Source organism: Acinetobacter sp. C26M (assembly GCF_023702675.1).
In the GTDB taxonomy this organism is placed as follows: domain Bacteria; phylum Pseudomonadota; class Gammaproteobacteria; order Pseudomonadales; family Moraxellaceae; genus Acinetobacter.
Window position 1 is genome coordinate 1890539 of record NZ_CP098478.1, and the last position, 12418, is coordinate 1902956.

Annotated in this window: 10 protein-coding genes; 9 read left to right on the plus strand and 1 reads right to left on the minus strand. The window is 38.9% G+C overall.

Translation table 11 applies throughout. The features are described 5' to 3' along the window. Positions 1-50 precede the first annotated feature (50 nt). From hchA to NDN11_RS08605, 3 genes are all read left to right on the plus strand, one after another. Positions 51-926 (plus strand): glyoxalase III HchA, encoded by an 876-nt coding sequence (gene hchA / locus NDN11_RS08595; RefSeq protein ID WP_251111395.1) that lies wholly within the window; start codon positions 51-53, stop codon positions 924-926. Positions 927-1169: 243 nt separating this feature from the next. Beyond that, positions 1170-1865 carry a winged helix-turn-helix domain-containing protein gene (locus NDN11_RS08600; RefSeq protein ID WP_251111396.1) on the plus strand — a complete coding sequence of 232 codons (696 nt, stop codon included), beginning with the start codon at positions 1170-1172 and terminating at the stop codon, positions 1863-1865. 119 nt (positions 1866-1984) lie between these two features. Continuing rightward, positions 1985-2995, plus strand: a complete 1011-nt coding sequence (locus NDN11_RS08605) for a 2-dehydropantoate 2-reductase (protein WP_251111397.1) — start codon at positions 1985-1987, stop codon at positions 2993-2995. A 56-nt stretch (positions 2996-3051) separates the two neighbouring features. Here NDN11_RS08605 and NDN11_RS08610 read toward each other — a convergent pair whose 3' ends face one another. Further along, the gene (locus NDN11_RS08610) at positions 3052-3924 is read right to left on the minus strand and encodes a bile acid:sodium symporter family protein (protein WP_251111398.1); all 873 of its coding nucleotides are present in this window, start codon (positions 3922-3924) and stop codon (positions 3052-3054) included. Between the two features lie 745 nt (positions 3925-4669). On the opposite strand from NDN11_RS08610, the gene NDN11_RS08615 reads away from it, so the two are divergent. The 6 genes from NDN11_RS08615 (at position 4670) to NDN11_RS08640 (ending at position 12360) form a co-directional block, all read left to right on the plus strand. After that, positions 4670-5731, plus strand: coding sequence for an HlyD family secretion protein (locus tag NDN11_RS08615; RefSeq protein WP_251111399.1), 1062 nt, complete (start codon positions 4670-4672; stop codon positions 5729-5731). A 25-nt stretch (positions 5732-5756) separates the two neighbouring features. Beyond that, complete coding sequence (locus tag NDN11_RS08620; protein WP_251111400.1) at positions 5757-7304, plus strand: DHA2 family efflux MFS transporter permease subunit; 1548 nt, start codon at positions 5757-5759, stop codon at positions 7302-7304. A 157-nt stretch (positions 7305-7461) separates the two neighbouring features. Further along, positions 7462-8283, plus strand: coding sequence for a hypothetical protein (locus tag NDN11_RS08625; RefSeq protein ID WP_167246962.1), 822 nt, complete (start codon positions 7462-7464; stop codon positions 8281-8283). After that, positions 8280-9866 carry a GH3 family acyl-acid amido synthetase gene (locus NDN11_RS08630; RefSeq protein WP_251111401.1) on the plus strand — a complete coding sequence of 529 codons (1587 nt, stop codon included), beginning with the start codon at positions 8280-8282 and terminating at the stop codon, positions 9864-9866. The genes NDN11_RS08625 and NDN11_RS08630 overlap by 4 nt, the downstream gene beginning before the upstream one ends. Continuing rightward, entirely contained in the window at positions 9863-11194 is a 1332-nt protein-coding gene (locus NDN11_RS08635) for a TolC family protein (RefSeq protein WP_251111402.1), read from the plus strand. The genes NDN11_RS08630 and NDN11_RS08635 overlap by 4 nt, the downstream gene beginning before the upstream one ends. Next, the gene (locus NDN11_RS08640) at positions 11194-12360 is read left to right on the plus strand and encodes a hypothetical protein (protein WP_167246966.1); all 1167 of its coding nucleotides are present in this window, start codon (positions 11194-11196) and stop codon (positions 12358-12360) included. The genes NDN11_RS08635 and NDN11_RS08640 overlap by 1 nt, the downstream gene beginning before the upstream one ends. Positions 12361-12418 lie beyond the last annotated feature (58 nt).

Below are 12418 nucleotides of genomic sequence, written 5' to 3' on the forward strand. Positions count from 1 at the left end.
AGGTTACTCAAGCAGTATGAAACATAACGACCTGATGAGGAATCTCAAAAATGACAACAAATCCTGATGATCGCAACCCAAGTCCAGACCACGCAGAAGACAATGCTTTTTTTCCATCACCATATTCGCTGAGCCAATATACATCGGCGAAAACTGACTATGATGGGACGACTTATCCAAACCCTTATCAAGGCGACAAACGGATTTTAATGATTGCAACGGATGAACGTTATATCTTGATGCAAAACGAAAAATTCTTTTCTACTGGAAATCATCCTGTTGAAATGCTATTGCCAATGTTCCATCTAGATAATGCGGGCTTTGCCTTTGATGTGGCAACGCTTTCAGGCAACCCAGTTAAGCTGGAGATGTGGGCAATGCCACATGAGGAACAAGTCGTCTTAGATACCTACAAAAAATACGAAAAACAGCTCAAAGCACCATTAAAACTAACGGATATTTTGGAACAAGCCCTAAGTGCAGACTCTCCTTATGCAGGTATCTTTATTCCTGGTGGTCATGGGGTACTGGCTAAGATTCCAGAAAGTAAAGAAGTCAAACAGCTATTAAAGTGGGCAATTAAAAATGATAAATATGTGATCACGTTATGTCATGGGCCAGCTTCATTACTTGCGGCAGCAGTCGATGAAAACCCACAGGATTACATTTTTAAGGATTATAAGATTTGTGTCTTTCCAGACTCCTTAGACAAAGGTCCTAATATTGAGATTGGCTATATGCCAGGACAATTGCCTTGGTTGGTGGGAGAGAATCTTGAAAAACTTGGTGTCGAAATATTGAATAAAGGTATCACAGGGCAGGTTTATCAAGATCGTAAACTATTAACAGGTGACAGCCCATTGGCCTCGAATAATCTTGGCAAACTCGCTGCGACAACTTTATTGGCTGATCCTGATCTTCGCTAACGATTTAATCTAATTGAAGTCGAGCCTAACTTTAGTGTTGGGCTTTTTTTTTTGAGTGTTGGATAAATATCGTTAAAGATATTTCTGATCATCTGAGTTGTTCTGAATGAACTATATTTTCAATGTACATCTATGATGAAAATGAACATTTAACTGACACTAAGATTACATTTATGTCATTTGAAACTATTTAAAGTTGTACAACGTTATTATCATCTTAGACAACGCTTTAACAGGTTTAAGATGAGAATATTATTAGTCGAAGATGAGCAAAAAATAGGGAGCTATCTTAACCAAACATTGTCAGAAGCTGGTTATATGATCGATTGGGTTACAGATGAAATAACAGGGAAACATTTGGCATTGCTGTTTTGTGAATATGATCTGGTTGTATTAGATGTTATGTTCGCAGGTTTAAATGGCTGGAATATCCTGCATGATGTAGGTAAGAATGGAAAGAAAATGCCGATTTTGTTTTTGATTGCGCGTGATCAGATTGAAGAGCGCATTAAAGGGTTGGGTTCATCTTTTACCTTTGCGGAACTTCATGTTCGTATCAAAAACTTATTGTCTAGAGAGTCCAAGAGTGATGAAAGTAACCGAATTCGAGTGGCAGATCTCGAACTAGATTTATGGAAACGTTGTGTCAGTCGTGCTGGACAACGGATTAATCTTACAGCTCAAGAATATGCATTGATTGAGCTATTTATGAGCAGACGTGGAGAGGTTTTACCTAGAGCATTAATCGCTTCACAGATATGGGATATAACCCATGACGCAGACACTAAAATGATTGAAGTAGCGATTAGTCGTTTAAGAAATAAGATTGACCGTAATTTTCTTCCAAAGCTGATTCATAACATTTATGGAATGGGTTATGTATTGGCAGAGTGGCGAGGGGCAGTAAAAAGTAAACAAAAAGAAGATGTCCCTAAATGAGAGTTACTCAATATTAAACTCCGTGCTTAGAAATAAATTTGTCAGCCAAGTGACAACTTAACTTAACATTTTGGGTTAAAGTGATGCAGTTAAGGGACATGACCCAGCAAGGAAAATGAATGAAAATATGTATTTATGGCGCTGGAAATATTGGATGTTATCTTGGTGGAAGATTAGTTGAAGTGGGGTGTGATGTTGACTTTATCGTACGTCCTAAAATACAACAACAATTGCAATACTATGGGCTGACAGTTTCGAACTATCTGGGTGAAAAAAATAGTGTGCCAGCGACTAAGCTGCAACTTAGCACAGATCCAAACATTGCTGCTCAGGCTGATATCATTTTTGTCTGTGTAAAGTCTGCTGCAACCGAACAAGTTGCACATGAGTTAAAAAGTATTTTAAAGAAAAACACCATCATTATTAGTTTTCAGAATGGTTTAAGTAATGTCGGTATTCTAAAACAAGTGTTGTCTGGTCATACCATTCTTGAAGGTATGGTGCCTTTCAATGTAGCTACTTTGGGAAGTGGGGTTTTTCATCAAGGTACCGAAGGGGCGTTGTATGTAAAAAAACATGACGCCTTAGCTGAGCTTGTGACCGCATTTCATACAGCCCATCTTGAGCTAAAACTTGAACAAGATATGCAAGCGATTCAATGGGCAAAGTTATTATTGAATCTAAATAATTCAGTGAATGCTTTATCTCAGCTTCCACTCAAACAGCAACTTTCGATCAGAGCATATCGTCAATGTTTGGCAATGGCTCAAACGGAAGCACTCAGGCTCCTTAAAATTGCAAGAATTCAACCTGCTCAACTAACAGCTATACCCGCACAGCTCATTCCTTCGGTATTAAAATTGCCAAATTATATTTTTAAACTGGTCAGCAAGAAAATGTTGGCGATTGATCCTATGGCACGATCTTCAATGGCCGATGATCTTAGGGAAGGACGAGCCACTGAAATCGACTGGATTAATGGTGAGATTGTTCATTTAGCAAAGCAATTGAACTTAAAAGCTCCCATCAATGAAAGCTTGATTCAATTGGTTAAACAGGCCGAGATAACGCCACAAGTTTGGCCAGCTGATGCACTTAAAAACTACTTGGAAAAAGCAGCAAAAGCTTAATATGGAAAGCCATAACGTATCAATCTATGCGTTATGGCTATGATTTATTACAACAGTTAAACCTTCATTGTTTCCTGAGGACCAAATCGAGTAATCAAAGTCCCAAAAATGGTCGCAAAGATATACATAAAAATCGAATAAACGGCAGCAGGCATCGCAATTGTGGTGCTGGCCATAATTGTCAAGGCAAGGGTCATTGCAAGTGTACTATTATGAATGCCGATCTCAAATGCACATGCGCGTGCTTGATAAGAGCTAATACCAAATAGTCGTGGTACAAAATAACCAACACATAGACTAATTGCACAGAATAGTGCAGTTGCAAACCCAATTTGCCCAATGTATTCAATTAGATTGTGTCGCTCTTTGATAATTGCGCCAAGAATAATAATTAAAAGAAAAACTACAGCAAAAATACGTACAGGACGATTCAGTTTTTCTGCAATATGAGGCGCGTAATGACGAATCAGCATTCCGATACACACAGGGACTAGAATAATGGCAAAGACTTGCAGCACTTTTGCAAATTGTAGCCCAACTTGTTGACCTTCATTCATAAAATGAAGAATTGAAAAATTAACAATAAAAGGTAAAAAAATGGCGGCAATAATGGCATTAATTGCGGTTAAGGTAATGTTGAGTGCAATGTCACCTTTGTATAAATAGCTAAATAGATTCGCCGTCGAACCACCTGGCGAAGCAGCAAGTAGCATGAGACCTACCGCGAGAAGTGGGGGTAAAGCAAATATTTTACAAATTAAAAATGCAATGCCAACCAATAAAATAAGCTGACAGAACAAAGCAATGATGACCGCTTTGGGGTGTTTACTCACCCGAGCAAAATCTTTTAATGTCAACTCTAAACCTAGCCCAGCCATCACAATTGCTAGGGCGATAGGTAGAAAAAGTGTGATTAGTCCAGAATCCATAACCATTAGTTCCTTTTAGATCGATATTATTTTTCCAAAAAATTTATTGTTTTTTGTCCGATCAAATCACAACTTAACCCAATCTAGATTGATTATAGTTGGCATCTGAAAAGACAAACAAACAATGCTGTTTGTATAAAATTTACTATTTTTACTGTCTAAAGAATGAATTAGCACATTTAGGTTATTAATTCTAATGATTTCTTTAGCTTAAATCCTTTATTCACGACTGCAAAAATAGTTTGTGCGCTAGCTCACAATTTGATTGAATAAAAATCTGAGAATTAATAGGAGAAAAATCATTTTTTAATAAAAGTTACATTTCTATAACGCTTTATTTTTTTGTGTTTTTGCCATTTCTATATTCATAAGAAGATTAAAACAGACAGGATATTAAACTGAATGGTAAAAATTATAATGAAGTTTAAATTAACAATTTATCTTAATTAAACAATAACATAGGTTTAATTTTTTACAAATGAAAACACGAATCATTTATGCTTGTGCTAGAATTTCACAAATTTTTAATAAAAGCTTTATACCATTCGAGAAATTGGCATAAATAGAAAAATAGTATGCACAAATGGTCAATGACATATTCTTACATTAAGAATGATAATTTGCGCCAATTATTACATTGTAACTATTTATTTTATATTGAAATAAGTGAAAAGTTACGTGAAAAGATGACCATTTTACTAATGGCTCAAAATAAAAACTGTATATTACAAATAGCGGAATAAATATGGATAACGTAGCTCAGCTCGAAACTGATACTAATTTCCAAAGTCGAAAAAAAATAACTTGGGCTGTTTTTGGTGTGCTCATCTTATTTCTGATCTTAGGTATTACATATTATTTTTTGGTATATCGATTTTATCAGTCCACTGATAATGCTTATGTACAAGCCGATGTCACTTGGGTCATGCCAAAAATTTCAGGCGAAGTTGTTGAGCTGATTATCAATGACAATCAGTTTGTGAAAAAAGGGGAAGCTTTAGCAATCTTAGATCATCGTGATTATCAGGCGCGCTATGATCAAGCTAAATCAGTTGTCACCTTAAAACAAGCTGCGCTTAATGTGCAGCAACAGAATGAAAAGTCTGCAAAATCATCGATTAGTGAAGCCAATAGTGGTGTAGTTGCTGCCCAAGCAGATTTAACTCGCTTGAAAAAAGATTTCAATCGTTATCAAGATTTACTCAAAGACGGAGTGATTACCCGACAAAATTTTGAAGGTATACAATCCCAATATTTAACGGCTCAGGCACAGCTTAGTAAAGCTCAGGCTACGGTCAATGCGGCTGAAGCTCAACTTGGTAGTTTACAGGCTGGTCGCGCGCAGTTACTGGCAGATATTCAAAGCGCCAATGCGACTTTGGATCTTTATCAAATTGATCTTTCATCTTCAAAAGTCATTAGTCCTGTAACGGGGAAAGTGGGAAGTCTTGCGATCCAGAAAGGCTCTCGCGTTTCACCGCAGACACGCTTAATGGCGATTATTCCTGAGAAAAGTTTGTATGTACAAGCAAACTTTAAAGAAACCCAAATTGAAAAAATGCATATTGGGCAGGAAGTGAAGTTAAAAATTGATGCTTATCCAAGTCTGACCTACACAGGCAAAATCGAAAGCTTTTCACCCGCATCTGGCGCAACCTTTTCTCTGATGCCACCAGACAATGCCACAGGAAATTTTAACAAAGTTGTACAGCGTATCCCTGTACGGATTGCAATTGATTCGAGTCCACATATTGATCTTATAAAACCTGGAATGTCCGTCAGTGCGACTGTTGATTTAAGAACTTAATCAGAAAAGTTTTAGGTATAAGAAAATGAATAAACCTAACCAAGATGAGTGGAAGTTTGCGCCAAAAACAGCATGGCTGATTTTTGCTGCCATGATCTTTGGTAACTTCATGGCAATTCTGGATATTCAAATCGTTGCGAGTTCTTTGAATGAAGTACAAGCTGGTATGAGTGCTAGTCGCTATGAAGTGACATGGGTTCAAACGGTTTATTTGATTGCTGAAATTATTGCAATTCCGATGTCGAGTATTATATCTCGTGTACTTTCGACTCGAATTTATTACACCATCTGTGCCATTGGATTTACGATCAGCTCTTTGCTATGCGCTTTGGCATGGAATCTGGAAAGTTTACTGGTATTCCGCGCGTTTCAAGGTTTTATGGGCGGCGGTATGATTCCAACTTCAATGACAGCATTATATCTGCTGTTTCCTGAAGCAAAGCGTGCTTTGCCACTGGTGATGTTTGGCATGATCAGTACATTAGGCCCAGCGATTGGCCCAACCATTGGTGGATGGTTGACCAATAACTTTTCATGGCACTGGATGTTCCTGATTAACATCATTCCCGGTATTTTGATTGCGACGATTATTTACTCTGGCCCAAATATAGATCGTGCTAATTACGCGCTGATCAGAACCATGGACTGGTTCAGCTTGATTGGTATGGCAATGTTCTTGGGTGGTTTGGAATATTTCCTAGATGAGGGAGCACGGCATGATTGGCTTGCTGATACTGGTGTACGTGTTGCATTTATCATCTGCTTGATAGGTGGAATGATTTTCTTCTCACGCAGTTTTACCCAGCCAAAACCATTACTCGACCTAAGCATATTTAAAAATAAAAATTTTGCTTTGAGTTGCATTATTACCTTTGTGATTGGTATGGCCTTGTATGGCTTGGGTTATATGATTCCAGTCTTTCTTGGTCAGGTTCGCGAAATGAACAGTAGCCAAATTGGTCATATCATGATGGTGACAGGCATCGTGATGTTCTGTTTTGCCCCATTCCTTGCGTGGCTAATTCCGAACTTTGATACTCGAAAAACTGTGTTTGTAGGCATGATCTTGGCGGGTTTTGGTGTTTGGCTCAATTCACATTTGAGTATTTACAGCGATTATGACTTTATGTTCTGGCCGCAGATTTATCGTGGCATTGGCTTAATGATTTGTTTGATCGTGGTCTCACATTTAGCCATGAGTACCTTGCCACTGACTAAAGTTGCAGATGCAAGTGGTATCTATAACCTGATGCGTAATATTGGTGGCGCTGTGGGGCTGGCATTGATTAACTCATCACTGGATTGGCTGACAGCAGTACATGTGACGCAATTGAATCAGTATATGAATCCGCAAAACTGGATTTTCATTGAAAGATTAGACCAGTTGACTGCGCAATATCAAGAGGTGGGTACCAATGCCCAGCAAATCGCGCTGAGTGTGATCTATCGTGATATTCACTACCAAGCGCTAACATCTAGTTTTAATGATTTATTACGTATGCTCGCTATCATTATGTTTGTGGCGGCTTTCTTAACCATCTTTATGGATAGGGGGAAGAAAATGGACATATAGATATTCAATACTAGAGGGTTGTTTTCAAATAACGAAAAAATAATAGGGGCATTGTATACAACAATATACCCCGCCATAAAAAGAACAGCGATATGAGTTTTTATATTTCTTTAGGAGATAGAGGGACTTGCATATCCAAATTTAGAGGTTGAAGCAGATGATTAATACAACATATAAACTGATTTCAAGATTTAATAATAAGGAATCTACTTATGGTCAATATATCGAGAGGGAGCAAATCGATATTGAACGGCTAAAAGTCATGTATTCGATTTACGAGCAATATTATGAAAATACCAAGTTTTCGATCTTTGCGGATGATTTCAAAAAGAAAAGTGGTGCGATCTTAATCTTTAACTCGGAAACGGATGAAATCGTTGGCTTTTCTACTGTTGTGGTTCAGCATTTTTATCTGAATGGCAAAGATTATACGGTGCTGTTTAGTGGTGACACGGTTATATTGAGACAATTCTGGGGTACTCGTACGCTGCAAAGTACCATGCTCAAGCTGATGATCAAATTACGGGTCAAATATCCATTTAATGAGCTGTATTGGTTATTGATTTCTAAGGGATACAAAACCTATCTACTGCTCGCCAATAACTATTATGTGTATTATCCAAATATCAATGATGAGAACCAGCATCTTTCCAGTGTGATTGAACATTACTGTGAAAACTTCTTTGCTGAATATTATGATAAAGAAGCAGGATTGCTCAATTTTGGTGATGACTATCAACCACTCAAAGGGGAAGTCGCACCGATTACCGAAGAAATGCGAGAAAAAAATCCCAATATTCATTTCTTTGAACAGAAGAATCCGACTTGGACGGTTGGTACCGAATTACCATGTATTGGTCGTTTAGGTTGGAAAGATCTTGCACGTTTCCCAGTTAAATTGATGACCAAGCCTGCCAGCAAAGGTCGATGTGATGCGTTATTAAAAAGCCCTGCAATCCGCAGAGGAGTTTTACAATGAAGCATACAGAGTGGTTAACCTCAGGCTCGCATCTGATTTTAAAACAATGGTGTGATGTCTCTGACAGAGACTTTAAAAAGCAGTTTAATTGTCTAGAAGAAACACAGCGTCAAATCTTGAGTTCAATTTTACAAAGTTCTCATTTTGCAAAAGAACAAAGGGTTCATGATTATGAGCAATTTGTGAATGCGTTTCCTGCTTCGCGTTATGCTGCATGGCGTGAAGATATTCAGCGTTATCGCGATCAAAAGTTGCAACTCTCAAGTAGTAAGCTGGTTCGTTTTCAGCCAACCAGTGGATCGAGTGAACAAATCAAGTTTATTCCTTATACAAAACTGTTTTTAGATGAACTTGATCACGCGATTGCGCCATGGATGGCGAGCCTCTATCGCAAATGCCCGCAGCTACGTTTAGGTACTCATTATTGGTCTGTTTCGTGGTTGCCTGAAAGCCAACGTGAAGTGCTTAAAGATAAAAATCTTAATGATGACAGTGCATTACTGGGTATTGGTAAACGTATTTTATCTAAATTTACTCAAGCCGTGCCGAGCAATGTTGCCTTTGCTGCCAATGCTGATGATGCTTTATTTGCGACGATTTGCTATCTGGTTGCTAATCGTAATCTGGCAATGATTTCGGTATGGAGTCCGACTTTTGCCTTGCAACTTCTAGATCGTTTGGAAGCCATGCAGCAAGAGGTGATTGAAGTTTTAGAAACAGGTCGATGGGGAGCGCGTCAAGCTTCATTAAAAGAAGTTAAAGCACCCCTGAGTCCAGAAAGTGCCAAGTGTCTGATTGATAGTTCGAATGGTGAACGCATTGATTTTAAAACTTTATGGCCAATACTGAGCTTGGTGTCGAGTTGGGACACCGCAGGATCTAAAGCTTGGGCGGAAAAATTAAAGCAACGCCTTCCATCGGTACAGTTTGAAGGCAAAGGCTTATGGGCAACCGAAGGCGTAGTCACTATTCCTTATAATGATCATTATCCATTGGCATATCAAAGTCATTTCTATGAGTTTGAATATTTAGAAGGTGAAAAAACGGGACAAATCATTCCATCTTGGGAGCTAAAGATTGGGGATGTGGTCAGTCCAATTATCACATCAGGCAATGGTTTATTACGTTATTGCCTTGATGATTGCTTACGTGTGACGAGTTTTCTCGAACAAGTACCGTGCTTTGAGTTTCAAGGCCGCCGTTTTGGGGTGGATTTAGTGGGAGAGAAGCTTGCGCCAGAAACAGCACAACAGCTGCTTTCACAACTGAATGAAACTGACTCTAAAGCAATCTCGTTGTTAGCGATTGATACAGAACAACAGGTCAAACCATTTTACTGCGTTCTGTTTGAGGGTGAGATTCATCACAGTATTAATGATGATTATATTGATCAGATCTTGCGTCAAAACTTTCATTATGAGCTGGCACGAAACCTTGGGCAATTGGATCAGCCTCAGATTCGTCAAGCCAACAATGGTTGGAATGCTTATAAAAAGTTGGTGATGTTTGACGGCATTATCGAAGGTAATATTAAGCCTGAGCCGTTAAAGAAAATCACCCTGAATAGTTTGGAACAACTATGAAGAAAGGGATGACTCAATTCAAAAATCGATTTTTAAAGTCCCAATATGCGTTATGTCTGGGAATGCTGTTGCTATCACATATGGCGAATGCCATGACTTTAGATGATGCTTTGTCCGCCAGTTTAAGATATGAAAGCCAATTGGAGTTAAGCCGTTTAAGTGTCAATCAATCAACTGCAATGCTTGAACAGGCCAAACAGCGTGATGGGCTCAAAGTCAACTTGGTTGGACAACTTGATTATGAGCGCGTAGAAACACCGACCAATGTCATGTTTCCAACTGAAGGAAACCGAAAAGGTCGTAGTTTGCAATTACAAATGGATTACCCTGTCTATACATCAGGGCGACATCGCTTGGGAATTGATGTTGCCAAAAATCAACTGTCTGCACTCACACAAGGACTATCGGATCGACGATCTGAAACCATTTTGAATACAGTCATGGTTTATACCGATGTCTTGAAGAAGAAAGCGATTTTGGAGCTGAGAAAGAAAACCATGTCCAATTTACAACGTTCGTTGTATGAGTCACAACGACGTTTTGATGTGGGTATGATTACCCGTGCGGACTTGGCGCAAGTATTGGCTCAAGTCGCTCAGGGGCAAGCTGATATTACGCAGGCACAATCCAATCTGACAGTGAGTGAAGCTCAATTTTCACAAATTACAGGTCTAAGTGCGGATAATCTAACTTCGGTTAAGCGTCTCCCAGAAGTTTCCAACAATCTGGACGAGATCTTGGCCAAAACCAAGAATCATCCTGCATTACTGCGCGCTAAATATGAGAAACAGGCTTCTGAAAAGCAATACGCTTTAACCAAGCGAGAACTTTGGCCTACCGTTATGCTCACTAGTCGAGCTGGTGCACAGCATGAGGCCAGTTATATTGGTTCAGAAAGTAATAACTACATGGTGGGTGTGCAACTCAATGTTCCACTGTATGACGATGGTTTGAATCGTGCCAATATTCGTAAAGCACAAGCGGATATTGATTTAGCCAACCAAAAGATTCGTAGCCTTGAACTGGATTTGAACCAACGGGCACGTACCACCTATGCACAGTTGCAGACCATTCGTCAAAACAAAGACGCACTGCAAAATGCCATTGATGCCGCTTCAATTGCCTTTGTTTATACCCGTAAAGAGTTTGAGTTGGGGACCAAAACCACTTTTGATTTATTGAATACCGAACAGAAATTATTGGATGTGCAAACTCAGAAAACGGTCAATGAGCAGGATGAAATTGTATTCGTTTATCAGCTTTTAGATCAAATGGGGCACCTCAATGATTTGGTGTCTACACAAAATACGCAACAGGTGAATAATTAATGAAAACAAATCCACCAAATACTCCTAGCAATCCATTGATCACTCGTGAAGCTACCTTGGCTGATGATCAAGCTTTACGTCAACTGATTGCGGTGCCGATGACCACCAAAGGGGTGCAAATCAGTTTTCAACGTGAACCAAGTTATTTTAAGGCTTCAGATATTTTGTATCGACACAAGCTGCATGTCGTGATTGAAGATACTGAAAGTCAGAAAAATGTCGCCTGTTATAGCAATGGTCATCGTCCATGCTATGTCGATAAAGCGGTACAAAATGTACGCTATGCCAGTGATTTGCGTGTTGATCCTAATTATCGTGGTAAATCATTGGTCAAGGCTTTGGGCGTACATGTAAAACAAACCATGCACCAACCTGATTTTAGCCAGATGATTATTTTTAATGATAATTATGCGGCACGAGCGGCGATACAAACTGGGAAAACAGGAATCCCTGACTATTATGATGAAGGGTTGATAGAGACTTTAACCTTGACTCATCTTGGAACCAAAAGAAAAATTAAAACCTTTATAGATGGTAAAACCCAAAAGGATACAGAGATCAGCGAGATTAAATCTTGTGTGGCACGTCCTGAACATATTACGACAATGAATCGGTTTATTGGTGAAATGTCGCAGCATTATAATTTTATCCCAGCTTATAATTTCGAAGAATTACACGCAGGGCATCACTATTTTACCGGCTTGAATCTTTCTGACTTTCAGCTTTATTTTCAAGACGGGAAACTCGTCGGGATGTTTGGATTATGGGATCAACATGGACTCAAACAAACCAAAATCTTACATTACAGTTCAGCGATAGGTGTACTGCGTCCGATTTACAACTTACTGACCAAAGTCACCAAAGCTATGCCATTACCTAAACTCGGTGATTCCTTAAAATATCATGTACTACACAGCTTGTTGTGCCATCCGCAACAGTTAGCACTGCATCATTTAATGCTTGAAGATGCGCAGAAACTGTCTAAGCAACGAGGTGTAGGAATCGTCAGTTTTACCTTATCGCACCAAGATCCACGTTTTCAGCTCAATCAGTTTTATAAGGGTGAGAGATTAACAGGCATGCATGGCTTTATTAGTTTTCTGGGTGATCCACGTCCAAACTTTGATAAGAACTTGATTCCGTATTTGGAAGTTGGGCGAATTTGATTTTAGTTAGAAAAATTCCTCAAAGTGCGTAAATGATTGGGCTTTGAGGAATTTTTTT